Source organism: Nocardia sp. NPDC060255 (assembly GCF_042727395.1).
In the GTDB taxonomy this organism is placed as follows: domain Bacteria; phylum Actinomycetota; class Actinomycetes; order Mycobacteriales; family Mycobacteriaceae; genus Nocardia.
Map to the genome: position 1 here is coordinate 231,901 of NZ_JBHXAU010000013.1, position 24,831 is coordinate 256,731.

Annotated in this window: 23 protein-coding genes; all 23 read left to right on the forward strand. The window is 66.4% G+C overall.

Annotated elements, in window-relative coordinates; translation table 11 throughout:
• Window positions 1-30 precede the first annotated feature (30 nt).
• Window positions 31-1,689, forward strand: coding sequence for an arginine--tRNA ligase (argS, locus tag ACFWF1_RS24390; RefSeq protein ID WP_379286310.1), 1,659 nt, complete (start codon window positions 31-33; stop codon window positions 1,687-1,689).
• A 43-nt stretch (window positions 1,690-1,732) separates the two neighbouring features.
• A complete protein-coding gene (lysA, locus tag ACFWF1_RS24395; protein ID WP_379286308.1) occupies window positions 1,733-3,154 on the forward strand; it encodes a diaminopimelate decarboxylase in 1,422 nt (473 codons plus the stop codon).
• The gene (locus ACFWF1_RS24400; RefSeq protein WP_357386771.1) at window positions 3,151-4,503 is read left to right on the forward strand and encodes a homoserine dehydrogenase; all 1,353 of its coding nucleotides are present in this window, start codon (window positions 3,151-3,153) and stop codon (window positions 4,501-4,503) included. Before lysA ends, ACFWF1_RS24400 begins: the two co-directional genes overlap by 4 nt.
• Window positions 4,500-5,594: a threonine synthase gene (thrC, locus tag ACFWF1_RS24405; protein WP_379286306.1), complete on the forward strand. Its 1,095-nt coding sequence runs from the start codon at window positions 4,500-4,502 to the stop codon at window positions 5,592-5,594. Before ACFWF1_RS24400 ends, thrC begins: the two co-directional genes overlap by 4 nt.
• Window positions 5,595-5,643: 49 nt before the next feature.
• Entirely contained in the window at window positions 5,644-6,609 is a 966-nt protein-coding gene (gene thrB / locus ACFWF1_RS24410; RefSeq protein WP_379286606.1) for a homoserine kinase, read from the forward strand.
• A gap of 288 nt (window positions 6,610-6,897) precedes the next feature.
• Complete coding sequence (gene rho / locus ACFWF1_RS24415; RefSeq protein WP_379286305.1) at window positions 6,898-9,051, forward strand: transcription termination factor Rho; 2,154 nt, start codon at window positions 6,898-6,900, stop codon at window positions 9,049-9,051.
• Window positions 9,052-9,677: 626 nt separating this feature from the next.
• The gene (gene rpmE / locus ACFWF1_RS24420) at window positions 9,678-9,923 is read left to right on the forward strand and encodes a 50S ribosomal protein L31 (protein ID WP_150407940.1); all 246 of its coding nucleotides are present in this window, start codon (window positions 9,678-9,680) and stop codon (window positions 9,921-9,923) included.
• Between the two features lie 93 nt (window positions 9,924-10,016).
• A complete protein-coding gene (gene prfA / locus ACFWF1_RS24425) occupies window positions 10,017-11,087 on the forward strand; it encodes a peptide chain release factor 1 (RefSeq protein ID WP_357386777.1) in 1,071 nt (356 codons plus the stop codon).
• Between the two features lie 31 nt (window positions 11,088-11,118).
• The gene (gene prmC / locus ACFWF1_RS24430) at window positions 11,119-11,991 is read left to right on the forward strand and encodes a peptide chain release factor N(5)-glutamine methyltransferase (protein ID WP_379286604.1); all 873 of its coding nucleotides are present in this window, start codon (window positions 11,119-11,121) and stop codon (window positions 11,989-11,991) included.
• Window positions 11,992-12,078: 87 nt separating this feature from the next.
• Window positions 12,079-12,744 carry an L-threonylcarbamoyladenylate synthase gene (locus tag ACFWF1_RS24435; RefSeq protein ID WP_379286302.1) on the forward strand — a complete coding sequence of 222 codons (666 nt, stop codon included), beginning with the start codon at window positions 12,079-12,081 and terminating at the stop codon, window positions 12,742-12,744.
• A 16-nt stretch (window positions 12,745-12,760) separates the two neighbouring features.
• Window positions 12,761-13,918, forward strand: coding sequence for an MraY family glycosyltransferase (locus tag ACFWF1_RS24440; protein ID WP_357386781.1), 1,158 nt, complete (start codon window positions 12,761-12,763; stop codon window positions 13,916-13,918).
• An 11-nt stretch (window positions 13,919-13,929) separates the two neighbouring features.
• The gene (locus tag ACFWF1_RS24445; protein WP_379286301.1) at window positions 13,930-14,388 is read left to right on the forward strand and encodes a hypothetical protein; all 459 of its coding nucleotides are present in this window, start codon (window positions 13,930-13,932) and stop codon (window positions 14,386-14,388) included.
• 249 nt (window positions 14,389-14,637) lie between these two features.
• On the forward strand, window positions 14,638-15,486 hold the full coding sequence (gene atpB / locus ACFWF1_RS24450; protein WP_379286299.1) for a F0F1 ATP synthase subunit A: 849 nt from the start codon (window positions 14,638-14,640) through the stop codon (window positions 15,484-15,486).
• Window positions 15,487-15,556: 70 nt separating this feature from the next.
• Complete coding sequence (locus tag ACFWF1_RS24455) at window positions 15,557-15,805, forward strand: ATP synthase F0 subunit C (RefSeq protein WP_150407935.1); 249 nt, start codon at window positions 15,557-15,559, stop codon at window positions 15,803-15,805.
• Window positions 15,806-15,810: 5 nt separating this feature from the next.
• Window positions 15,811-16,374: a F0F1 ATP synthase subunit B gene (locus ACFWF1_RS24460; protein ID WP_379286297.1), complete on the forward strand. Its 564-nt coding sequence runs from the start codon at window positions 15,811-15,813 to the stop codon at window positions 16,372-16,374.
• A 19-nt stretch (window positions 16,375-16,393) separates the two neighbouring features.
• Complete coding sequence (locus ACFWF1_RS24465) at window positions 16,394-17,203, forward strand: F0F1 ATP synthase subunit delta (protein ID WP_379286296.1); 810 nt, start codon at window positions 16,394-16,396, stop codon at window positions 17,201-17,203.
• A gap of 46 nt (window positions 17,204-17,249) precedes the next feature.
• Window positions 17,250-18,887: a F0F1 ATP synthase subunit alpha gene (atpA, locus tag ACFWF1_RS24470; RefSeq protein WP_379286294.1), complete on the forward strand. Its 1,638-nt coding sequence runs from the start codon at window positions 17,250-17,252 to the stop codon at window positions 18,885-18,887.
• A gap of 60 nt (window positions 18,888-18,947) precedes the next feature.
• Window positions 18,948-19,919: a F0F1 ATP synthase subunit gamma gene (locus ACFWF1_RS24475; RefSeq protein WP_379286292.1), complete on the forward strand. Its 972-nt coding sequence runs from the start codon at window positions 18,948-18,950 to the stop codon at window positions 19,917-19,919.
• Between the two features lie 16 nt (window positions 19,920-19,935).
• Window positions 19,936-21,384, forward strand: a complete 1,449-nt coding sequence (atpD, locus tag ACFWF1_RS24480; protein WP_379286290.1) for a F0F1 ATP synthase subunit beta — start codon at window positions 19,936-19,938, stop codon at window positions 21,382-21,384.
• Window positions 21,385-21,389: 5 nt separating this feature from the next.
• Window positions 21,390-21,767 (forward strand): F0F1 ATP synthase subunit epsilon, encoded by a 378-nt coding sequence (locus ACFWF1_RS24485; RefSeq protein ID WP_040732365.1) that lies wholly within the window; start codon window positions 21,390-21,392, stop codon window positions 21,765-21,767.
• Window positions 21,768-21,949: 182 nt separating this feature from the next.
• The gene (locus tag ACFWF1_RS24490) at window positions 21,950-22,366 is read left to right on the forward strand and encodes a DUF2550 domain-containing protein (protein ID WP_357392215.1); all 417 of its coding nucleotides are present in this window, start codon (window positions 21,950-21,952) and stop codon (window positions 22,364-22,366) included.
• A 58-nt stretch (window positions 22,367-22,424) separates the two neighbouring features.
• Entirely contained in the window at window positions 22,425-23,006 is a 582-nt protein-coding gene (locus ACFWF1_RS24495) for a cob(I)yrinic acid a,c-diamide adenosyltransferase (RefSeq protein WP_379286288.1), read from the forward strand.
• A 201-nt stretch (window positions 23,007-23,207) separates the two neighbouring features.
• Complete coding sequence (murA, locus tag ACFWF1_RS24500; protein WP_357392211.1) at window positions 23,208-24,467, forward strand: UDP-N-acetylglucosamine 1-carboxyvinyltransferase; 1,260 nt, start codon at window positions 23,208-23,210, stop codon at window positions 24,465-24,467.
• The last annotated feature ends 364 nt before the right edge of the window (window positions 24,468-24,831 follow it).

A 24,831-nucleotide genomic window follows, 5' to 3' on the forward strand; every position in this document is an offset into this window, starting at 1 on the left:
ACACCCGCCAAGACCATAGGATAGAGACTCGTGACTCCAGCTGACCTTGCAGATCTCCTTCGCGCCACTGCGGCGAAGGTGCTTGTCGAACGCGGACTGGACCCCGCGGTCCTGCCCGACGAGGTCACTGTCGAGCGCCCCCGCAACCCTGAACACGGTGACTATGCCACGAATGTGGCGATGAAGGTCGCGAAAAAGGCAGGCGCGAATCCGCGTGATCTGGCGACCTGGCTCGCCGAGGCGCTCAGCGCCGCCGACGAGGTGGCCTCGGCCGAGGTGGCCGGGCCCGGCTTCCTGAACATCCGGCTCGCCGCGTCCGCGCAGGGCGCGATCCTGGAGCAGGTGCTCGCCGCCGGCACGGCGTACGGCAGCTCGGAGACGCTGAAGGGCACCAGGATCAACCTGGAGTTCGTTTCCGCCAACCCGACCGGGCCGGTGCATCTCGGCGGCACCCGGTGGGCCGCGGCGGGCGACGCGCTCGGCCGGATCCTGGCCGCGCAGGGCGCCGACGTGGTGCGCGAGTACTACTTCAACGATCACGGCGCGCAGATCGAACGGTTCGCCAGGTCGCTGGTCGCGGCGGCCACCGGCGCGCCGACCCCGGACGACGGCTACGCGGGCGCCTACATCGGCGAGATCGCGGCCACCATCGTGGCCGCGCACCCGGAGGCCCCCTCGCTGCCCGAGGACGAACGGCAGGAACTGTTCCGCGCCGAGGGCGTCGAGCTGATGTTCGCGCAGATCCGGCAGTCGCTGCACGAGTTCGGCACCGACTTCGACGTGTTCTTCAACGAGAGCTCGCTGTTCGAGTCCGGCGCGGTGGAGCAGGCCGTCGCGAAGCTGAAGGATTCCGGCGACCTTTATGAAAAGGACGGCGCCTGGTGGATCGCGAGTTCGGAATACGGTGACGATCAGGATCGCGTTGTCATCAAAAGCGACGGCAAACCCGCTTATGTCGCGGGCGATATCGCCTACTTCCAGAACAAGCGGGATCGCGGTTTCGATCTGTGCATTTACATGCTCGGCGCCGACCACCACGGCTATATCGGTCGATTGAAGGCGATCGCGTCGGTTTCCGGGGATGATCCGGCCACCGTCGAGGTGCTGATCGGGCAGATGGTGAATCTGCTCAAAGACGGCGTCGCCGTGAAAATGAGCAAGCGTGCGGGCACCGTGGTCACGCTCGAGGATTTGGTCGAGGCGATCGGCGTCGACGCGGGCCGGTATGTACTGGTTCGTTCCTCGGTGAATTCGAGCATCGATATCGACCTCGACCTCTGGACCAGTCAGAGCAGCGAAAACCCGGTCTACTACGTGCAATACGCGCACGCGCGGACCGCGTCGATCGCGCGCAATGCCGCCGAGCTCGAATACGACAAGGTGACACCGGATCTCGCGCTGCTGACCTCCGACGAGGAGGGCGAACTCATCCGCACCCTCGGCGAGTACCCCAGGGTGGTGAGCAGTGCCGCCGCCCTGCGCGAGCCGCACCGGGTGGCCCGCTACCTGGAGGAACTGGCCGGTACCTACCACCGCTTCCAGACCAACAAGAACCTGCGCGTGCTGCCCCTCGGGGACGAGCCGGTCAGCCCGACCAATGCCGCGCGCTTGGTGATGGTCAACGCGACCCGTCAGGTTCTCGCGAACGGACTCGCCCTGCTCGGCGTCAGCGCACCGGAGCGCATGTGAACGGGCACAAGACTTTTCAGACGAGCGTCAGAGAGGACCTACTATGAGTGCGCACCCGGCTGGGCCTCGGCACGCTGAAATTCCGCACGCCCCCAATCTGCCGGAGCGCCCCCGTGACCCGCAGCAGATGATCGATCTGCCCGCGAATGTCTGGCCGCGCAACGCGTCCCGTGACGCCGACGGCGTGGTGCGGCTGGCCGGTGTGCCGGTGCACGAATTGGCCGCCGAGTTCGGTACCCCGCTGTTCGTGATCGACGAGGACGACTTCCGTTCCCGCTGCCGCGACATGGTGCGCGCGTTCGGCCCGAACGCCCGAGTGCACTACGCGTCCAAGGCTTTCCTGTGCGGCGAGATCGCCCGCTGGATCCGCGACGAGGGCCTCTCGCTGGATGTGTGCTCCGGCGGCGAGCTCGCGGTGGCGCTGCACGCCGATTTCCCGGCCGAGCGAATTGCGTTGCACGGCAACAACAAATCGGCGACCGAGCTGGAAGCGGCCGTCGCGGCCGGGGTCGGCCACGTGGTGGTCGACTCGCTGATCGAGATCGAGCGTCTCGAGGCCATCGCGGGCCGCGCCGGTGTCGTGCAGGACGTGCTGGTCCGCGTCACCGTCGGCGTGGAAGCCCATACGCACGAATACATTTCGACCGCGCACGAGGATCAGAAGTTCGGCTTCTCGATCGCCGGCGGCGACGCGATGGAGGCGCTCGCGCGCGTCTTCGACGCGGACAACCTGCGCCTGGTTGGCCTGCACAGCCACATCGGCTCGCAGATCTTCGAGATCGACGGCTTCGAGATCGCCGCGCGCCGCATGCTGCGGTTGCTGCACGACGCCATCGAGAAGTTCGGCGTCGACCGCACCGCGCAGATCTCCACGCTGGATCTCGGTGGCGGACTTGGTATTTCGTACCTGCCGAACGATGACCCGCCGCCGCTGGACGACTTCGCCGCGAAGGTGCGTGACCTGGTCGCCGCGGAGGCGGCCGCCATCGGCCTGCCGCAGCCGAAGATCGCGGTCGAGCCCGGCCGCGCCATCGCCGGACCCGGCACGGTCACGCTGTACGAGGTCGGCACCATCAAGGACGTCTCCCTCGACGGCGGCCTGCGCAGGCGCTACGTCAGCGTCGACGGCGGCATGAGCGACAACATCCGCCCGGCGCTGTATCAGGCGGACTACGACTGCCGCCTGGTCTCCCGCTCGTCCGAGGCCGCTGCCGTGGTCGCGCGGGTCGTCGGAAAGCATTGCGAGAGTGGCGATATCGTCATCCGCGACACCTGGATGCCCGAGGACGTCGGCCCCGGCGACCTCGTCGCCGTCGCCGCGACCGGCGCGTACTGCTATTCGATGTCCAGCCGATACAACCAGCTGACCCGCCCCGCGGTGGTCGCGGTGCGCGACGGACAACCGCGTCTCATTCTGCGCCGGGAAACGGTGGCGGATCTGCTCAGCTTGGAGGTTGAATCATGACAAATCCCGCTCAGAACACCTGGGGGAGAGATCAGCCGATCGGTGTAGCGGTCCTCGGTATGGGCAATGTCGGCACCGAGGTCGTGCGGATTCTGCGCGATCATTCCGAAGATCTGCGTTCGCGCGTGGGTGCGCCGCTGGTGTTGCGCGGCGTCGCGGTTCGCAATCTCGACAACGATCGCGGCCTGCCGCCGCATCTGCTGACCACCGACGCGGACGCCCTGGTCGCCCGCGACGACGTCGACCTGGTGGTCGAGGTGATCGGCGGCATCGACCCGCCGCGCCGCCTGATCCTGGCCGCGCTGAACGCGGGCAAATCCGTGGTGACCGCGAACAAGGCGCTGCTGGCCGATTACACCGGCGAACTCGCGGCGGCGGCCGAACGCAACCGCGCCGACCTGTACTTCGAGGCCGCGGTGGCCGGCGCCATCCCGGTGGTCCGCCCGCTCATCCAGTCGCTGGCCGGTGACCGGGTCAACCGGGTGGTCGGCATCGTCAACGGCACCACCAACTTCATCCTCTCCGCGATGGACGAGACCGGCGCCGACTACGAGGTCACCCTGAAGGAGGCCACCCGCCTCGGCTACGCGGAGGCCGATCCGACCGCCGACGTGGAGGGCTACGACGCCGCCGCCAAGGCCGCGATCCTCGCCTCGCTCGCGTTCCACACCAGGGTCACCGCGGCCGACGTGTACCGCGAGGGCATCTCCAAGATCAGCTCCGAGGACCTGGAGACCGCGTCCGCGCTGAACTGCACGGTCAAGCTGCTCGCCATCTGCGAGCGGGTGCCCGCCGGACCGGGCGAGCCGACCGTGGCCGAGGGCGGCAAGGACCGCGTTTCGGTGCGCGTCTACCCGGCGCTGGTGCCGCGCAAGCATCCGCTGGCCGCCGTGAGCGGCGCGTTCAACGCGGTGGTCGTCGAGGCGGAGAACGCCGGACGGCTGATGTTCTACGGACAGGGCGCCGGTGGCGCGCCGACCGCGTCCGCGGTGCTCGGCGATCTGGTGATGGCCGCGCGCAACAAGTTCTACGGTGGCCGTGCGCCCGGCGAATCGGTTTATGCTGAGCTACCGATCGCGCCGATCGGCGATACGCCCACCCGCTACCACGTGAACCTGCAGGTGGCAGACCGTCCCGGGGTTCTTGCCGCGGTAGCGGGCGAATTCGCCAAGCACGAGGTGAGCATTTCGACCGTCCGCCAAGAGGGGCACGGCACGGGTGCTCGCTTGGTCGTGGTCACCCACCACGCCGTGGAATCAGCGCTCGCGGACACCGTCGCCGCCCTCGGCGAGATGGAATCCGTCACATCAATCACCAGCGTTCTTAGATTGGAAGGCACCGAAGAATGAGTAGGACTGGCGTGGCGCCGCAGGCAGGAGTGCACTCCCGCTGGCCCGGTCTGATCGCGGCCTACCGCGATCGGATCGCGGGTGCGGCGGAATGGGAGCCGGTCACCCTGTACGAGGGCGGAACGCCGCTGGTGCCCGCACCGCATCTGTCCGAATTGACCGGATGTGATGTTTATCTCAAGGTCGAGGGCCTGAACCCGACCGGCTCGTTCAAGGACCGCGGCATGACGGTCGCGATCACCGACGCCAAGTACCAGGGCCAGCAGGCGGTGCTCTGCGCGTCCACCGGCAACACCTCGGCATCCGCCGCGGCCTACGCCACCCGCGCGGGCATGACCTGCGCCGTGCTGATCCCGCAGGGCAAGATCGCGATGGGCAAGCTGGCCCAGGCGGTCATGTTGGGCGCCAAGATCATTCAGGTGGACGGCAACTTCGACGACTGTCTGGAGCTGGCCCGCAAGGTCACCTCGGACTTTCCCAGCATCGGCCTGGTCAACTCGGTGAACCCGGCCCGCATCGAGGGCCAGAAGACCGCGTCGTTCGAGATCTGCGACGTGCTCGGCAAGGCCCCCGATGTGCACGCGCTGCCGGTGGGCAACGCGGGCAACATCACCGCGTACTGGCGCGGCTACCGCGAGTACTACGCCGACGGCATCACCACCCAGCTGCCGCGCATGCTCGGCGTGCAGGCCGCCGGGGCCGCGCCGCTGGTCAACGGTGCGCCGGTGAGCAACCCGGAGACCATCGCGACGGCCATCCGGATCGGCGCGCCCGCGTCCTGGAACGGCGCGATGGCGGCGAAAGAAGAGTCCGGTGGTGCGTTCCGCGCGGCCACCGACGACGAGATCCTGGCGGCGTACCGCCTGGTCGCCGCCCGCGAGGGCGTGTTCGTCGAGCCCGCGTCGGCGGCCAGCGTCGCCGGTCTGCTCGCCGCGCACCAGGAGGGCTGGCTGGACTCGGGCCTGACCGTCGTGTGCACCGTCACCGGCAACGGGCTCAAGGACCCCGACACCGCGCTGCTGGGAATGCCGCAGGTACAGGCGATTCCGGTCGACCCGGTCGCGGTCGCTCACGAACTAGAGCTGGCCTGAGGTGAGTCCGCGCGAAGGCCAGTTGTCGGTGCGCACGCGCAACACGAGCGTGAATCGCACGCTGCCCGCAGGCCTTTCGGTAACCGCGCGGGTGCCCGCGTCCACCGCGAACCTCGGTCCCGGGTTCGATTCGCTCGGAATGGCATTGGCCCTCTACGACGAGATCGAGGTGCGCACTACCGATTCCGGGCTCACCATCCGGGTCGAGGGTGAGGGCGCCGACGACGTCCCCTGGGGCCCTTCGCATCTCGTGGTGCGCGCGATCGAGCGCGGACTCGAATCGGCGGGTGTCTGGGCCGACGGCCTCGATGTGGTGTGCCGCAACGTGATTCCGCATTCGCGCGGGCTCGGTTCGTCGGCCTCGGCCGTCGTCGGCGGGCTGGCCGCAGGCTGTGCCATCGCGGCGAAATTCGATCCGGCGCTGGCCGGCTCCACCGACCAATTGGTGCAGCTGGCAGCGGAATTCGAGGGCCACCCGGACAATGCGGCGGCCAGCGTGCTCGGCGGCATCGTGGTGTCCTGGACCGAGACCGACCGGGCCGCCGATATCGGCCAGGACGGCGTTCCGATGGCCGAGCACCACGGCCGGGTCTACCGGGCCGTGCGGCTCGACCCGCATCCGTCGCTGCGGCCCTTCGTGCTCATTCCGGAGGAACGCTCGGCCACCGCGCACACCAGGGGTTTGCTGCCCGAGGTGGTGCCGCACGGCGACGCCGCGTTCAACGTCAGCCGGGCCGCGCTCGCGGTGGTGGCGCTGACCCAGCGCCCCGACCTGCTGATGCCCGCGACGGCCGACCGGCTGCACCAGGCCCAGCGTGCGCCCGCGCTACCGCTGACCACCACCTGGATTTCCCGGCTGCGCGCGGCGGGCATCGCGGCCACCGTCTCGGGTGCCGGTCCCACCGTATTGGCCTTGAGTACCGGCGAATTCCCCGCCGAACTCCGTGAACTCGCGGCCATGGATGGGTTGCGAGTGGTCGAACCCGGATTGGCCGATGGAGTACTGACCGACTGACGGCGAGTCTGGCTTGCCGAGATTCGCAATGGGCAGCTATCCTGAGCGAGTCCGTACATCGTGCGCATCAGACGCCGGTGCTTCATCAGGGCAATCGCTCCAGCACGCTCCAGGCTCGAGCCTCCAGGCCATGGGGGTGCTGCGTAGCTGCGCAACTGGAATGATCACTCCCCACCTCACACCACCGGTGGCGAAGCGGACGGACGCATCCGAGTCCGGCAGAATGCCCGGACTGCGGGACGAACCCTCGAAACAGCACACGGCAATCGGGGGAAGGAAAGGATTTCCGTGACAGATACGGACCTGCTCGCAACACCCGGGGTGGATTCCAACCCAACATCTCCGGGGGACCGCGAAAGTGACTCCGGACAGATTTCGAAGATGAGCGAACAAACCGACGTCGCACGATCGGGGCTGACTGGAATGTTGTTGCCGCAGTTGCGCGCGCTCGCGGGGGAGCTCGGTATCCGAGGCACCTCCGGAATGCGCAAAGGCGATTTGATCGCCGCTATCAAGGAAAATCAGTCCGGGAAACCGGCCAAGGGTGAAAAGCCCGAAGGGGGACAGGCCAAGTCTGCGGTTTCCGCCAAGGCCGATACACCTGCCAGCACGGAAGCGCCGACGACTCGCTCGGCGCCCGCTCGGGCAGAACAGGGGACCCTCGATGTGGATCCCACCCCGGCAAAGGAAGCTCCCGTCGTCGAGGCTGCTGCCCCGGCGAAGGAATCCGCTCCCGTGAACTCGGCGCCGGCCGAGGCCACCGCGGCCAACACGACCGAATCCGGCGAGGATTCCGGTCGTGATGGCGGTCAGCGTGGTCGTGGTCGGCAGCGGCGCGGCCGTGACCAGGCGCGATCCGGCGGCGGCGAGACCGCTTCGGCCGATGCGCGTGGTGACGAGCCGAAGCAGGACACCGAGCAGGGCGAGCGTCGTCAGCGGAACCAGTCGGGCGAGCGGAATCAGTCCGAGCGCAATCAGTCCGGCGAGCGCAATCAGGGCGAGCGCAACCAATCCGGTGACCGTGCGCAGTCGGGTGAGCGCAATCAGTCCGGCGAGCGCGGCCAGTCGGGTGAGCGCGGCCAGTCCGGTGAGCGCAACAACCAGAACGGCAACGGCGGCGGCAACGCCAACGGCGGCCGGAACAACGACCGCAACAACGCCCGCAACAACCAGGACGACGACGAAGGAGACGGTCGCGGCCGGCGGGGACGCCGATTCCGCGAGCGGCGTCGTGGTCGTGACCGCGAGCCGGGCACCGGTGGCGGCGAGGCGCGCGAGCTGGAGATCCGCGAAGACGACGTGTTGCAGCCGGTCGCGGGCATCCTCGACGTGCTGGACAACTACGCCTTCGTCCGGACCTCGGGCTACCTGGCCGGGCCGAACGACGTCTACGTCTCGATGAACCTGGTCCGCAAGAACGGCCTGCGCCGCGGTGACGCGATCACCGGTGCGGTGCGTGCCCCGCGCGACGGTGAGCAGAGCAACCAGCGGCAGAAGTTCGATCCGCTGGTCCGGCTGGACACGGTCAACGGTGGTGAGGTCGAGGCGGCCAAGCGGCGTCCCGAGTTCAGCAAGCTCACCCCGCTGTACCCGAATCAGCGTCTGCGCCTGGAGACTCAGCCGAACAAGCTGACCACCCGCGTCATCGACCTGATCATGCCGATCGGTAAGGGCCAGCGCGCCCTGATCGTCTCGCCGCCCAAGGCCGGTAAGACGACGATCATGCAGGACATCGCGAACGCCATCGCCATCAACAATCCCGAGGTCTACCTCATGGTCGTGCTGGTCGACGAGCGTCCGGAAGAGGTCACCGACATGCAGCGTTCGGTGAAGGGTGAGGTCATCGCCTCCACCTTCGACCGCCCGCCGTCAGACCACACCTCGGTCGCCGAGCTCGCCATCGAGCGGGCCAAGCGACTGGTGGAAATGGGCAAAGACGTTGTCGTGCTGCTCGACTCGATCACTCGACTGGGTCGTGCGTACAACAACTCCTCCCCCGCTTCCGGCCGAATCCTGTCCGGTGGTGTCGATTCCACCGCGCTGTACCCGCCCAAGCGGTTCCTCGGCGCGGCGCGCAACATCGAGAACGGCGGCTCGCTCACCATCATCGCGACCGCGATGGTGGAGACCGGTTCCACCGGTGACACGGTCATCTTCGAGGAATTCAAGGGCACCGGTAACGCGGAGCTCAAGCTGGACCGCAAGATCGCGGAACGGCGCGTGTTCCCCGCGGTGGACGTCAACCCGTCCGGCACTCGTAAGGACGAGCTACTGCTCAACCCCGACGAGGCCGCGGTGCTGCACAAGCTGCGCCGCGTACTGTCCGGCCTGGACTCGCATCAGGCGATCGATCTGCTGATCGACCGTCTGAAGAAGTCCAAGAACAACCTCGAGTTCCTGATGCAGGTGAGCAAGACCGCGCCTGGCGCGCTGGACGAGTAAGTTCGCAGGTTGTATCGCCGAGAGGGCTCCGCATTCGCGGGGCCCTTTCGGCGTGCTGGGGCAGAAGAACATGAGACCGATGATGGCCGCGCCGCCGATCAGGAAACCGAGAATGATCGCCGAGCTTGCCACTGCACTCCCCTCCGGAGCGGTGGTCGAAGCCTGGACGTACACGGCGGTTCCCGGAGCTGCCGTGGTCGCGGTGTCCGGCAGAGCACACCAGGCGACCGCGACAGCGAGGGTCAACAGACCGAAGATCGCCGACGCGACTCGGATGTTCACAAGTTCTCCCTTCGCTGGTCACGGCACGCCGTTGTGCAAGGTCTCAAACTCTATGAACGAAACTGTTCGCATTCCTGAGTAGCCAACTACCCGTCTTCAGGGTTCCCGAGACACCGGCGGCGCGCGTGCCCGAACTTCCTGGGGCGGTGGCGATGGGGGGAGTACCTAGGGCGGGAACAAACCACTTGCCGGGGGTGTTTTGGGAGCGTAGGGACTGTTCTGGCATACTGAACGGTCGTTGCGTCTGCTCTGTTTCGAGCAGACCTCCCGCCTAAGTCGGCTCCGGTTCACGTTCCCGCGATTCGCGCGTGAGCGACCCGGCGGCCAATATCGAGAGGACACCCATGAAGGCAGGAATCCACCCCACGTATGTCGAGACCACGGTCGTCTGTGGTTGCGGCAATACGTTCCAGACTCGCAGCACCAAGGAGTCGGGACACATCAACGTCGAGGTCTGCTCGCAGTGCCACCCGTTCTACACCGGCAAGCAGAAGATCCTCGACACCGGTGGCCGTGTGGCCCGCTTCGAGGCTCGCTACGGCAAGCGCGCGGGCAAGAAGGCCGACGCGGACGACGCCGCAGCCAAGTAGCTTCCTCGCCGACGCCCGGTCCTGCTCCGCAGGCCGGGCGTCGGTGTTTTGTATGACGTCCTTTCACCAGGAAATCAGAAAGAGGAAGCACACGTGACGCAACCGTCCGCGATCGACGACATTCTGGCCGAGCACGCCGGCCTGGAGACGCAGCTGTCCGATCCGGCGCTGCACAATGATCCGGGCGCCGCGCGCCGGGTCGGCAAGCGATTCGCCGAGCTCGCGCCGATCATGGCCACCTACACCAAGCTGAAGTCCGCGCGCGACGATCTGGCCGCCGCGCAGGAGCTGGGCGCCGACGACGCGACCTTCGCCGCCGAGGTGCCCGACCTGGAACGTCAGGTCGCCGAGCTGGAGCAGACCCTCGCGGACCTGCTCGCCCCGCGCGACCCGCACGACGGTGACGACGTGGTGCTCGAGGTGAAATCCGGTGAGGGCGGCGAGGAATCGGCGCTGTTCGCCGCCGACCTGGCCCGCATGTACGTCCGCTATGCGGAACGGCACGGCTGGAAGGTCGAGATCCTCGACGTCACCGTGTCCGATCTCGGCGGGTACAAGGACGCGACGCTGTCGATCAAGAGCCGCGACGCCGCTCGCGACGGTGTCTGGTCACGCTTCAAGTTCGAGGGCGGCGTGCACCGGGTGCAGCGCGTTCCGGTGACCGAGTCGCAGGGCCGCATCCACACCTCGGCCGCGGGCGTGCTGATCTACCCGGAACCCGACGAGGTGGAGGCGGTGCAGATCGACGAAACCGACCTGCGCATCGACGTTTACCGCTCCTCGGGCAAGGGCGGCCAGGGCGTCAACACCACCGACTCCGCCGTCCGCATCACCCACCTGCCCTCCGGCATCGTGGTGACCTGCCAGAACGAGCGTTCGCAGCTGCAGAACAAGGCTCGCGCCATGCAGGTGCTCGCCGCCCGGCTGCAGGCCCTCGCCGAGGAACAGGCCGACCAGGAGGCGGCGGCGGGCCGGGCCAGCCAGATCCGCACCGTGGACCGCTCCGAGCGCATCCGCACCTACAACTTTCCGGAGAACCGCATCGCCGACCACCGCATCGGTTTCAAGGCGCACAACCTGGATGCCGTGCTCGACGGTGAGTTGGATCCGCTGCTCGACGCCCTGGGCAAAGCCGACCGCGAAGCTCGAATGGCCGCAGAGTAAACACCTTTCGGGAAGAGTTGCTGTCATGTCCGTGACCCGGGTACCCCTGCGCCCTGCCATCAACGAAGCCGTCGAGACGCTCCGCCAGGCGGGGGTGCACAGTCCGCAGGCCGATGCGGAGCAGTTGGCCGCGCATGTGCTCGGGGTCGAGCGCAGCAGGCTCATGCTGACCCCGCTCGTCGCGCCCGGCCAACTGGCCGACTACCGGGCGCTGGTGGACCAGCGGGCGCAGCGAATTCCGTTGCAGCACTTGACCGGAACTGTGGCGATGGGGGAGATCGACCTGGCGGTCGGACCCGGGGTGTTCATTCCGCGACCGGAGACCGAGTTGCTGTTCGCCTGGGCGCTGGCGCAACTCGAGGCGCTGCCGCACGATCACCAGCCGGTCGTCGTCGACCTGTGCACCGGCTCCGGTGCGCTGGCGCTGGCCATCGCGCACGCGCGCCCCGACGCCGATGTGCATGCGGTAGAACTCGATTCGGCGGCACTGCAGTGGGCGCGGCGCAATGCCGACCGGTGCATCGCCGACGGTGACACCCCGATCACCCTGCACGCCGACGATGTCACCGACCCGAACCTGCTGACCGAACTCGACGGCCGAGTCGACCTCGTGGTGTCCAATCCGCCCTACATCCCCGAAGGCGCGCAACTGGATCCCGAAGTCGCCGACCACGATCCGCATCTGGCCCTCTTCAGTGGTCCAGACGGCCTCGACGTCATCCGCGCGATGATCCCCACCATCACCCGCCTACTGCGCGCAGGCGGTGCCACGGCCATCGAACACGACGACTCCAACGGCTCCGACCTCGCCGCTCTGCTCGGCAAACAAGGTGACTTCACCGACATCGTCGAACACCCCGACCTCGCAGGCAAGCCCCGCTTCGTCGCTGCGATCCGTTCCTGACCGCGCAATGTCCGGATTGGGGCATTCGCTGGGACCGTGGGCCGGGGGATGGTGGTGTCTTCGCGTGCCCGTGACAAGATGATGCCCGTGAGTACCGTCTATGACTGCGCGGATCCCGACACCCGCGCTGCCGGACTGACCGCAGCGACCAGCGCCCTGAAATCCGGGCGACTCGTCGTGCTGCCTACCGACACGCTGTACGGGCTGGCCGCGGACGCTTTCGACTCCACCGCGGTGAGCTCGCTGCTCGCCGCCAAGCGGCGCGGCCGCGACATGCCGGTGCCGGTGCTGGTCGGTTCCTGGCACACCATCGACGGCCTGGTCTTCTCGGTCCGCCCGCAGGCCCGCGAGCTGATCCGGGCGTTCTGGCCCGGCGGCCTGAGTCTCGTTGTGCAGCAAGCGCCTTCGCTCGCCTGGGATCTCGGCGACACGCGCGGCACGGTGATGCTGCGGATGCCGCTGCACCCGGTCACCCTGGAACTGCTCCGCGAGGTCGGCCCGCTGGCCGTGTCCAGCGCCAACGTCTCCGGTCAGCCGCCCGCCAAGACCTCCGACGAGGCCCGTGATCAACTGGGCGACCTGGTCAACGTCTATCTCGACGGCGGTCCGGCCGACCATGCCGTCGCGTCCACCATCGTCGACCTCACCGCCGACCAGCCGCGCATCCTGCGCGAGGGCGCGGTACCCATCGCCGATATCGCCGAGGTGCTCGGTATGTCGCCGGAGGCGCTGACCAGCGCCGCCATCCGATGATCGGTGGGTACCGCGGATGACCGGTTCGGGTGCCGTCGTCCCGCTGCGCGAACTATTGCTCGTCCTGCTCATCTCCGCGGTGGTGACCTTCCTCGCCACCGGCGGAATCCGGGTGCTCGCCATCGGATTCGGCGCCGTGGCGGTGCCGCGCGAACGTGACGTGCACGTCAAGCCGATCCCCAGGATGGGCGGTGTCGGCATCTACGTCGGCGTGGTCGCGGCGATGCTGTTCGCGTACCGGCTGCCCGCGCTGCGCCGCGGCTTCGACTACACCCCGAATATTCCGCTCGCGGTGCTGGTGGCGAGCACTATCATCGTCGCGGTCGGCATCGTCGACGACCGGTGGGGCCTGGACGCGCTGACCAAGTTCGCCGGACAGGTGACCGCGGCGGGCGTCATGGCCGTGATGGGTTTGAGCTGGTACAGCATCTACAACCCGTTCAACAACACCACGGTGTTCCTGGACGCGCTGCAGGGCGGCCTCGTCACGGTGGCGGTCACCGTGACCCTGGTCAACGCGATGAACTTCGTCGACGGGCTCGATGGGCTCGCGGCCGGACTCGGATTGATCGCTGCGGTCGCGGTTTTCGTGTTCGCGATCGGTTTGATGAACGAGCAGGGCGGTTCGGTCGACACGTACCCGCCCGCGTTGCTCGCCGCCGCGCTGGCCGGCGCCTGCCTCGGCTTCCTGCCGCACAATTTCCAGCCCGCCCGGATATTCATGGGCGACTCGGGCTCGATGCTGATCGGCCTCGTCCTCGCCGCCGTCTCCACCAGCGCGTCCGGTCGCATCCCGCTGCAGGGCTTCGGCACCCGCGACATCGTCGGTCTGCTCTCGCCGTTGCTGCTGGTCGGCGCGGTGATGTTCATTCCGGTGCTCGATCTGGTGCTCGCGATCATCCGGCGGGTGCGCGCGGGTGTGAGCTTCTCCACTCCGGACAAGATGCACCTGCATCACCGGTTGCTGCAGATCGGGCATTCGCACCGGCGGGTGGTGCTGCTCATCTACTTATGGGTCGGGATCCTCGCGTTCGGTGCCGTCGGCACCGCGTTGATGAACCTCACACTCGTTGTCCTGCTGGTGGCGGGCGGGCTGGTCTTCGCCCTCGTCGTCACGGCCATTCCCGGGCTGCGCCGCGGGGAGGCAGCGGGGGACCGGCCGCCGTCCGGGTAAGGTTCGCGAATGTGAACTTCACTCCCACCCCGGTCCCCGGTCCCGACGCCCCGCTCAAGGCGGCGTTGCGCTACGGCTTGATCGGTTTGGGCGTGCTGGTGGTGTTGTCCGTCGCCATCGGCGCCGCGGCTGCGGGCACGCCCGGCCTGTGGGGTGCGCTGATCGGCTCGGCCATCGGCGGCGGCTTCATTCTGACCACCGCCGCGGTGGTGTTGTTCGGCGCGAAATTGCCGCCGTCCACGGCGGGCATGGTGATGCTGGCCAGTTGGGTCGGTAAAATGCTGGTTGCGCTTTTGGTCATAGCAATACTGAATCAATTCGACTTTTATGACCGAATGGTCCTTTTCTTGACCGTGATCGGCGCGCTGTTCATCGTGCTCGGCGCGGAGACGTATGGCGTTGTCAGACAGAAGGTTCCGTACGTAACCGTGCCGGACGCGACGCCGGATTCGCCCGCTCGGGAAGATTGATCCCCACCCACCTACACGCTGTCGTAGATAACTTGGTAAAGTGTTGGTAAGCAAGCAACCAAGCGAGGGGGGATCGTCAAGATCCCTCCGAGTGCCGCTATGCTTACTGCCGTGCCGGGCTCTGAGGGTTCCGGTTCTGCATGTCGACGATGTCGCCGACACACGTACAGACGCCAGGTGGAATCAAAACCCGCCGCACAGCTGCTGACGAACTTCGAGCCGACCTGAGTCGACCCAAATTGATCGTCAATGTCCGATCGAACCGTGGGATCAACCGAACCCACGGCCCGAACACGGGAGAGAACGCTGAGCGTCACCACTTTGGCGGGCGAGTTCCACGCGCCATCGCTGTCCGACTTCTTCCCTCCAGCGCTGCTGTTCGAGGGTACGCCGTTCGAACTCGATCGCCTGATGCTGATCAGGCTGATCATGTCGGCGGTCCTGATTGTCGTGATGATGCTCGCATTCCGGAATCCCCGTCTCGTCCCGCGCGGACTGCAGAACGTCGCCGAAACCGGTCTGGTGTTCGTCAAGGAGCAGATTTGCGACGAGATCCTGGGTAAGGAATCCGGCCGCAAGTACTTTCCGCTCATCGCGACAATCTTCTTCTCGGTGCTCTTTCTGAACTTCTCCGGCATCATTCCGGGTTTGAACATCTCGTCGAACGCCCGAATCGGCTTTCCGCTGGTGCTGGCCCTGATCGCCTACGTCACATTCAACTACGTGGGAATCAAGAAGTACGGGTTCTTCACCTACATGCGCGCCAGCATCGTGGTTCCGAACGTACCGCCCGCGCTGCACGTGTTGCTGATTCCGATCGAGTTCGTCTCGACGTTCATCCTGCGGCCGTTCACGCTGACCGTCCGACTCATGGCCAACATGCTGGCCGGGCACATCATGCTGGTGCTTTTCTTCAGCGCCACCTGGTTCTTCTTGTTCGATGCCGTCTCGTGGATGAAGGTGTTCTCGCCGTTCTCGCTGCTCGCGGGTCTCGGATTCACCCTCTTCGAGCTGCTGGTCATCTTCTTGCAGGCCTACGTTTTCTCCCTGCTGACCGCGGTCTACATCGGACTCGCCCAGCACGCAGATTCGCACTGACCCACAACTACCGGATACCTGCTACACACGCCGACCGGCGGGTGAGCAACAGAAAGGGAAATGGAACCTCATGAGCCTCGCGTACCTGGCCCAGGAAGCCGCTTCGAACTCTGACAAGATCAAGGGATACGGCGCTATCGGCTACGGTCTCGCCGCCATCGGCCCCGGCATCGGTGTAGGCATCGTCGTCGGTAAGGCGATCGAGGGCATTGCCCGTCAGCCCGAGCTCCAGGGCACGATCCGTACCAACATGTTCCTCGGCATCGCGTTCACCGAGGCCCTCGCCCTGATCGGCCTTGTGGCCGGCTTCATCTTCTGATTGCCATGAACGGGCTTTCTGTGTTCGCCGCGGATGCTGGGGAAGACATCAACCCCCTCATCCCCGAGACATACGACATCGTGTGGTCGGTGGTCTGCATTGCGATCATCGGCGTCGTTTTCTACAAATATGTGATCCCGCGCGTGCTCAAGGTGCTCGACGAGCGCAGCGATAAGATCGAGGGCGGCATCGCTCGGGCCGAGGCCGCGCAGGAACAGGCCCAGCTCACACTGCAGCAGTACCAGCAGCAGCTGGCCGAAGCGCGGCTCGAGGCATCGCGTATCCGTGAGGACGCGCGCACCCAGGGCCAGCAGATTCTCGCGCAGATGCGCGCGGACGCGCAGGCCGAAAGTGACCGCATCGTTGCCGCGGGCCACAGCCAGCTGGAAGCACAGCGCCAGCAAATCCTTACCGAACTGCGCTCCGAACTCGGCCATACCGCCGTAGATTTGGCCGAAAAGATTATCGGGCAGTCGGTTTCGGACGAAGCTAAGCAGGCGGCCTCGATCGAGCGGTTCCTGACCGAGCTCGACGACGAGTCGAAAGCCGGCATCGGGGTCGGAAGGTAGCGACACGAAAGTGAGAAGCATGTACGCAGCGAGCCGCGAGGCCTGCGCCCGGTCGCGGGAGGCGCTCAGGGCCGCTCTGACCGGAAGCGACAGTGTCGCGGCCACAACGGGTTCCGAACTGTTCGCCGTTGTCGCCGTGCTGGACGACCAGCGTTCGCTGCGTGTTGCGCTCGCGGACGTGTCGGTGCCCGGCTCGGTCCGGGCCGAGCTCAGTGAGCGGGTCTTCGGCGGAAAGGTCAACCCGGCCACGCAGGCCGTGTTGACCACCGCCGTGGCCCAGGACTGGTCCCGGACCGCCGACCTGGTCGACACCCTGGTGTTGCTCGGGCAAGAGGCGTTGCTGGAATCGGCGGCCGACAGCGGCCGGCTCGACGCGGTCGAGGACGAGCTGTTCCGGCTCGGCCGGATCATCAGCGACAACCCCGACCTCGAGCAGGCCCTTTCCGATCGGACCAAGCCGGCCGAGGCGAAGCGGGAGCTGATCGATCGCCTGCTCACCGGCAAGACCGAATCCATCACGCTAACCCTGGCTGAGCAGGTGGTGACCAGGCAGAAGACGGCAGTCGGGGTGGCATTCGACGAACTGTCCGACCTGGCTGCGGCCCGTCGCGACCAGATCGTGGCGCATGTGCGCGCGGCGATCGAGCTGTCGGCGCAGCAGCGCGAGCGGCTCGCCGCCTCGCTGCATCGCATCTACGACAAGCCGATCCAGGTACACGTACAGGTCGACCCGAGTCTGCTGAGCGGGCTGGTCGTACACGTCGGCGACGACGTGATCGACGGCAGCGCCATCGGCCGGCTCGAACGGCTGCGCCGGTCCTTGACCTGACGCCCCTCATCCCCCCGACATTCGACACAGCGAGAGCAGGAAGAACATGGCGGAGCTGACGATCTCCTCCGACGAGATCCGTAGCGCGATCGAGAGCTACACGCAGAGCTACACCCCCGAGACCTCCATCGAAGAAGTCGGTGTTGTCACCGACACGGCCGACGGCATCGCGCATGTCAGCGGCCTGCCTTCGGCAATGGCCAATGAGCTGCTGGAGTTCCCGGGTGGCGTGCTCGGCGTGGCGCTGAACCTCGAAGACCGCTCGATCGGTGCGGTCATCCTCGGCGAATACGCCGACCTCGAAGAGGGCCAGCAGGTCCGCCGGACCGGCGACGTGCTCTCGGTTCCGGTGGGCGACAACTTCCTCGGCCGCGTGGTCGATCCGCTCGGTCACCCGATCGACGGTCTCGGCGAGATCGAGGCCGAAGAGCAGCGCGTGCTCGAGCTGCAGGCGGCCTCCGTGCTGGAGCGTCAGCCCGTCGAGGAGCCGCTGGCCACCGGCATCACCGCCATCGACGCCCTCACCGCGATCGGCCGTGGCCAGCGTCAGCTGATCATCGGCGACCGCAAGACCGGCAAGACCGCGGTCTGCATCGACGCCATCCTGGCGCAGAAGGCGAACTGGGACTCCGGCGATCCGGCGAAGCAGGTGCGCTGCATCTACGTCGCCGTCGGCCAGAAGGGTTCCACCATCGCGGGCGTCAAGTCCGCGCTGGAGGCCCGTGGCGCGCTGGAGTACACCACCATCGTCGCGGCCCCCGCGTCCGACTCGGCCGGCTTCAAATGGCTTGCGCCGTACACCGGTTCGGCCCTCGGCCAGCACTGGATGTACCAGGGCAAGCACGTCCTCATCGTGTTCGACGACCTGACCAAGCAGGCCGAGGCGTACCGCGCCATCTCGCTGCTGCTGCGTCGCCCGCCGGGCCGCGAGGCGTACCCGGGTGACGTCTTCTACCTGCACTCCCGTCTGCTGGAGCGTTGCGCGAAGCTGTCCGACGAGCTGGGCGCCGGCTCGATGACCGGCCTGCCGATCATCGAGACCAAGGCCAACGACATCTCGGCGTTCATCCCGACCAACGTCATCTCGATCACCGACGGCCAGGTCTTCCTCGAGTCCGACCTGTTCAACAAGGGCGTGCGCCCGGCGATCAACGTCGGTACCTCGGTCTCCCGTGTCGGTGGCGCGGCCCAGACCAAGGGCATGAAGAAGGTCGCGGGCTCGCTGCGTCTGGAAATGGCGCAGTTCCGTGAGCTGGAGGCGTTCTCCGCGTTCGCGTCCGACCTCGATGCCGCGTCGCTGGCGCAGCTCGAGCGTGGCGCCCGCTGGGTCGAGCTGCTCAAGCAGGACCAGTACTCGCCGGTCGCCGTCGAGGACCAGATCGTCTCGATCTTCCTGGTCGACGACGGCCGCTTCGACTCGGTCCCGGTCGCCGACATCCGTCGCTTCAACGGCGAACTGCTCGAGCACCTGCACCGTGCCGCGGCCGACGCCTTCAAGTCGATCGAGGGTGGCAAGGTCCTCAAGGACGAGGCCGCCGATCAGATCAAGGCGGAGACCGACAAGTTCAAGCAGGGCTTCCTCGCCTCCGATGGCAGCCGTGTGGTGAACGAGGCCGAAGCGGCCGATCTCGAGCACGAAGAGGTCGAGACGCTGTCGGTCACCCGCAAGCACGTCGAGAAGTGACCCAGGTTCGGGACTGATTGATGCGAGTAAAAACCGATGCGAATGAAGGGAGTGTGACTGATGGCAAGTTTGCGTGAATTGCGCTCCCGCATTCGTGGTGTGAATTCGATCAAGAAGATCACCAAGGCCCAGGAGCTGATCGCGACCTCGCGAATCTCCAAGGCGCAGGCCAGGGTTGCGGCCGCCAAGCCGTACGCCGAGGAGATCACCAAGGTCCTCGGTGAGCTGGCGAACGCGTCGAAGAACCTGACCCACCCACTGCTGACCGAGCGCGCCGAGCCGCGCCGGGCGGCGGTGCTGGTGATCACCAGTGACAGCGGCATGGCCGGTGGCTACAACTCCAACGTGCTCAAGCGCGCCGAAGAGTTGATGCACACGCTGCGCGGCGAGGGCAAAGAGCCGGTGATCTACGTGATGGGCAACAAGGGCCTCACGTACTACACCTTCCGCAACCGCACCCCGGTCGCGTCGTGGTCCGGGTTCTCGCAGCAGCCGAAGTACTCCGATGCGTCGGCGGCCTGCAACCACCTGGTCGAGTCCTTCATGGCCGGTTCCGAAGGCGTGGTTCCCGCGCCGAACGGCACCGGCGACATCGCGGGTGTCGACGAACTGCACATCGTGTACACGCGATTCGTGTCGATGCTGACGCAGACCCCTGAGGTGCGCCGATTGGCGCCGATCCAGGTGAGCTACGTCGACGAGAACTTCGACATGGGTGAGGACTTCGTGTCCGATTCGCCGACGGCGGATGTGCACGCGCAGTACGAGTTCGAGCCCGACGCCGATGTGCTGCTGGCGGCCCTGCTGCCGAAGTACATCAACACGCGTATCTACTCATCGTTGCTCGAGGCAGCGGCATCCGAGTCCGCGGCTCGGCGCACCGCAATGAAGGCAGCCACCGATAACGCCAACGACCTTGCCACGGACCTTTCCCGGCAGGCGAACTCGGTGCGACAGGCCCAGATCACGCAGGAAATCAGCGAAATTGTCGGCGGCGTAAACGCGCTGGCTTCGAGCTCGGACCGCGACTAAGCGCAGGAAGAGAAAAATGACCGCAGCAGTCACGCAAGACAACACGAGTCGGACCGGCGCAGACTCAGGTCGCGTCGTCCGAGTCATCGGCCCCGTCGTCGACGTCGAGTTCCCCCGGGGCTCGATCCCAGATCTGTTCAACTCCTTGCACGCCGAGGTCACACTGGCCTCGGTGGCCAAGACGCTGACCCTCGAGGTCGCCCAGCATCTCGGCGACGGCATCGTTCGCTGCATCTCGATGCAGCCGACCGACGGCCTGGTCCGTAGCGCGCCCGTCACCGACACCGGCAAGCCGATCTCGGTGCCGGTCGGCGATGTCGTCAAGGGCCACGTCTTCAACGCGCTCGGCGACTGCCTCGACACCCCCGGCCTCGGCCGGGACGGCGAGCAGTGGGGCATCCACCGCAAGCCCCCGTCATTCGACCAGCTCGAGGGTAAGACCGAGATCCTGGAGACGGGCATCAAGGTCATCGACCTGCTCACCCCGTACGTGAAGGGTGGCAAGATCGGCCTGTTCGGTGGTGCCGGTGTCGGCAAGACCGTGCTCATCCAGGAGATGATCACCCGTATCGCGCGGGAGTTCTCCGGCACCTCGGTGTTCGCCGGCGTCGGCGAGCGCACCCGTGAGGGCACCGACCTGCGCCTGGAAATGGAAGAGATGGGCGTCCTTCCGGACACCGCCCTCGTCTTCGGCCAGATGGACGAGCCGCCGGGCACCCGTATGCGCGTCGCGCTCTCGGCCCTCACCATGGCCGAGTACTTCCGCGACGTGCAGCACCAGGACGTGCTGCTGTTCATCGACAACATCTTCCGGTTCACCCAGGCCGGTTCCGAGGTGTCCACCCTGCTCGGCCGCATGCCGTCCGCCGTCGGTTACCAGCCGACCCTCGCGGACGAGATGGGTGAGCTGCAGGAGCGCATCACCTCGACCCGTGGTCGGTCGATCACCTCGCTGCAGGCGATCTACGTGCCTGCCGACGACTACACCGACCCGGCGCCGGCCACCACCTTCGCCCACCTCGATGCGACGACCGAGCTTTCCCGCCCGATCTCGCAGAAGGGCATCTACCCGGCCGTCGACCCGCTGACCTCGACCTCCCGCATCCTGGAGGCCTCGATTGTCGGCGACCGGCACTTCGCCGTCGCCAACGAGGTGAAGCGAATCCTGCAGAAGTACAAGGAACTGCAGGACATCATCGCCATCCTCGGCATGGACGAGCTCTCCGAAGAGGACAAGGTCCTCGTCGGCCGGGCCCGTCGCCTGGAGAAGTTCCTCGGCCAGAACTTCATCGTGGCCGAGAAGTTCACCGGCCAGGTCGGTTCGGTGGTTCCGCTGGAGCAGACCATCGACGACTTCGACCGGGTCTGCAAGGGCGAGTTCGACCACTTCCCGGAGCAGGCGTTCAACAGCTGCGGTGGTCTCGACGATGTCGAGGCGGCCGCGAAGAAGATCGCCGGAAAGTAGTCCCGATGTCGGAAATGTCAGTTGATCTCGTCGCCGTCGAACGGCTGCTCTGGTCCGGCCAGGCAACGTTCGTCAGCGCGCAGACCACCGAGGGTCAGATCGGCATCATGCCGGGCCACGAGCCGCTGCTCGGTCAGCTGGTCGAGGGCGGCACGGTGGCCATCGTCTCCACCGACGGCGAGCGCATCGTCGCGGCGGTGCACGGCGGCTTCTTCTCGGTGACCGCGACCACCGTCCGGATCCTGGCCGAGTCGGCGGAATTCGCCGACGAGGTGGATGTCGAGGCGGCCCGGCGCGTGCTGGCCGACTCGGCGGCCAGCGAAGAGGACCAGCTGGCGGCGCAGGCCCAGGTCCGCGCGGCCGAGCAGGCTGCGAACGCGTAAGCGACAACCGGATAGCGAACACCAGACTGTCGGCGGCGAAGGGAACTTCGCCGCCGACAGTCGTCTTATAACGACTTACGATCGTCTTAATACACGGCCCCCCAGTTTGTAAACTTGGTGGCGTGGTTGAATGACCGCGGGGTGGCGACTGAGCGAAGGGACGAACTGCATTGCAGACCGGGATGGTTCTCCTGATCATTCTGGTGCTCACGCTCGTGTTCCTGGCCCTCGCCTCGACCTATCGCCTGATCATGTTGCGGCGCGGCGGAACCGCCGCACTGTTGCGAGTACTGCCCGCGCGCGGTGGTCAGGGTTGGCGGCACGGACTGATCCGTTACGACGAGGACCGAATGGTCTTTTTCAAGCTGACCAGCCTGAAACTCGGACCGGACTGCACAATTCACCGCCAGGGCATCGAGATCGGCGACCGCCGCGGACCCGTCGGCGACGAATACGACATCATGAGCGACGACATCGCGGTGATCGCGGTGACCGATCGGGACGGCAGCTACGAGCTGGCCCTGGATCGCGCCTCGCGGACGGCCTTCCTCTCCTGGGTAGAGTCTCGCCCTTCAGACCGCACCCGCCGGATGCGCTAGCTGTACTCATGTACTTCCAGAATCAGTTGTTGCGCGAGCAGCGGTTAGGGTTGGTGCTGTGAGTGTGCATCTGACGCGGATCTACACGCGTACCGGCGACGACGGGACCACTGGTCTCAGCGATTTTTCGCGGGTGGCGAAGACCGATCCTCGCTTGGTCGCATATGCCGACTGCGATGAGACGAACGCCGCAATCGGGGTGGCTCTCGCGCTCGGGCAGCCCGAGGAGCAGTTGCGCGAGGTGCTGCTGCAAATACAGAACGATCTGTTCGATGCGGGTGCGGATCTGTCTACCCCGGTTGTCGCGGTGCCGAAGTACCCGCCGCTGCGCATCACCCAGCTCTACATCGATCGGCTCGAGGGTTGGTGCGACGAGTTCAATGCTGAACTGCCGGCGCTGAATTCGTTCATTCTGCCGGGTGGCACCCCGCTCGCGGCGCTGCTGCACACGGCGCGCACGGTGGCCCGCCGCGCGGAACGTTCGGCCTGGGCCGCGGTGGAGACACACCCGGACGACACGAACGTTTTGCCCGCCAAGTACCTCAACCGCCTGTCGGACCTGCTGTTCATCCTGAGCCGCGTGGCCAATCCGGGCGGCGATATCCTGTGGAAGCCCGGCGGAACCAGGTCGAGCACCTGATAATGCTCGAGACACGAGGACGCACGTCCTCGAGTTCATGGGTAACACCCCGGGTACACCCTGAACTCAACCCGGCATCCGACCGTCGGCTTGTCACCGAACTACCGTGGCACCCACTAGTGCGCTGAATACCCGGAGTGGCGGAACAGTGCCGCAACTATCCTTGCACCCAACAGTGCGCCGAATACGCGGAGAGGCGGCATGGAACGGTTTTTGGTTACCGGCGGGAATCGACTCGTCGGTGAAGTCGCGGTGGGGGGCGCCAAGAACAGCGTCCTCAAGCTGATGGCCGCTGCCTTGCTGGCCGAGGGCACCACCACGATCACGAACTGCCCGGACATTCTCGACGTGCCGCTGATGGGTGACGTGCTGCGCGGCCTCGGCTGCGACGTCGCGATCGACGCCGGGGTGGTCACCATCAACACCCCGGCAGAACCGAAGTACCACGCGGACTTTCCCGCGGTGACGCAGTTCCGCGCGTCGGTCTGCGTACTCGGCCCGCTGATGGCGCGCTGCAAGCGTGCCGTCGTCGCGCTACCCGGCGGTGACGCGATCGGATCCCGTCCACTGGATATGCATCAGGCCGGCCTGCGGTTGCTCGGTGCGACCAGCGAGATCGAGCACGGTTGCGTGGTCGCGCGGGCCGACGAGCTGCAGGGCGCCAAGATTCGGCTCGATTTCCCCTCCGTGGGTGCGACCGAGAACATCTTGATGGCGGCCGTGCTCGCCGAGGGCGAGACGGTGATCGACAACGCCGCGCGTGAACCCGACATCGTCGACCTGTGCAACATGCTGGTGCAGATGGGCGCCCGGGTCACCGGTGCGGGGACGTCGGTACTGACCGTGCAGGGCGTCAAGCGGCTCTCGCCGACGACGCACCGGGTGATCGGCGATCGCATCGTGGCGGCCACCTGGGGAATCGCCGCGGCGATGACGATGGGCGACGTCCGGGTGACCGGGGTCAATCCCAAGCATCTGTCCCTGGTACTGGACAAGCTGCGTTCGGCGGGCGCGCGCATCTCCTTCGAGCAGGACGGTTTCCGCGTCGTGCAGGCCGAGCGACCGCGCGCGGTGAACTTCTCCACGCTGCCGTTCCCCGGATTCCCCACCGACCTGCAGCCGATGGCGATCGGGCTCGCCGCGATCGCCGACGGCACGTCGATGATCACCGAGAACGTCTTCGAGGCGCGCTTCCGTTTTGTGGAGGAGATGATCCGGCTCGGCGCCGACGCGCGGACCGATGGTCATCACGCGGTGGTGCGCGGTATTCCGCGGTTGTCGAGTGCGCCGGTGTGGTCGTCGGACATTCGGGCAGGCGCCGGTTTGGTACTCGCCGGTCTGGTCGCCGACGGAACCACCGAGGTGCACGACGTCTTCCACATCGACCGCGGCTACCCGAATTTTGTCGAGCAACTGCAGGCTTTGGGCGGCGAAGTGAAGCGGGTCGGCGCGGCGGAGTGAAGTGTTAACCTCGAAAACGCTTCTTGACCAGCAGATTTGACATGATGCACGCAGACACGTAACTTTATTCGAGTCAGAGCGACACGGACACCGACCCGGGCCGAGGAGCTGAGCGGAAACGCTGAGCGAAGGCCAGGGACACGAGGTAGTACGAGGAGCGCCTGACGCTCACACTGGCTCGATCGAGACCCCGATTTGGTTCTGGGGGAACGGCTGAGTTAAGCTGGATAGGTTGCCTCACTGATCAATCAGACAAAGTCTGGGCGATGGTGTGTGCGTGTGTTCTTTGAGAACTCAATAGTGTGTCGATGAATGTCAGTGCCAATATATTTATTGGTTCCGGCCTCTCATACCCCCCGGTTGA

Coding starts and splice junctions, on each gene's coding strand:
- lysA (WP_379286308.1), top strand. CDS start 1,733: ATGAGTGCGCACCCGGCTGGGCCTCGGCACGCTGAAATTCCGCACGCC.
- ACFWF1_RS24400 (WP_357386771.1), top strand. CDS start 3,151: ATGACAAATCCCGCTCAGAACACCTGGGGGAGAGATCAGCCGATCGGT.
- thrC (WP_379286306.1), top strand. CDS start 4,500: ATGAGTAGGACTGGCGTGGCGCCGCAGGCAGGAGTGCACTCCCGCTGG.
- rpmE (WP_150407940.1), top strand. CDS start 9,678: ATGAAGGCAGGAATCCACCCCACGTATGTCGAGACCACGGTCGTCTGT.
- ACFWF1_RS24440 (WP_357386781.1), top strand. CDS start 12,761: ATGACCGGTTCGGGTGCCGTCGTCCCGCTGCGCGAACTATTGCTCGTC.
- atpB (WP_379286299.1), top strand. CDS start 14,638: ATGTCCGATCGAACCGTGGGATCAACCGAACCCACGGCCCGAACACGG.
- ACFWF1_RS24455 (WP_150407935.1), top strand. CDS start 15,557: ATGAGCCTCGCGTACCTGGCCCAGGAAGCCGCTTCGAACTCTGACAAG.
- ACFWF1_RS24460 (WP_379286297.1), top strand. CDS start 15,811: ATGAACGGGCTTTCTGTGTTCGCCGCGGATGCTGGGGAAGACATCAAC.
- ACFWF1_RS24465 (WP_379286296.1), top strand. CDS start 16,394: ATGTACGCAGCGAGCCGCGAGGCCTGCGCCCGGTCGCGGGAGGCGCTC.
- atpA (WP_379286294.1), top strand. CDS start 17,250: ATGGCGGAGCTGACGATCTCCTCCGACGAGATCCGTAGCGCGATCGAG.
- ACFWF1_RS24475 (WP_379286292.1), top strand. CDS start 18,948: ATGGCAAGTTTGCGTGAATTGCGCTCCCGCATTCGTGGTGTGAATTCG.
- atpD (WP_379286290.1), top strand. CDS start 19,936: ATGACCGCAGCAGTCACGCAAGACAACACGAGTCGGACCGGCGCAGAC.
- ACFWF1_RS24485 (WP_040732365.1), top strand. CDS start 21,390: ATGTCGGAAATGTCAGTTGATCTCGTCGCCGTCGAACGGCTGCTCTGG.
- ACFWF1_RS24490 (WP_357392215.1), top strand. CDS start 21,950: ATGGTTCTCCTGATCATTCTGGTGCTCACGCTCGTGTTCCTGGCCCTC.
- murA (WP_357392211.1), top strand. CDS start 23,208: ATGGAACGGTTTTTGGTTACCGGCGGGAATCGACTCGTCGGTGAAGTC.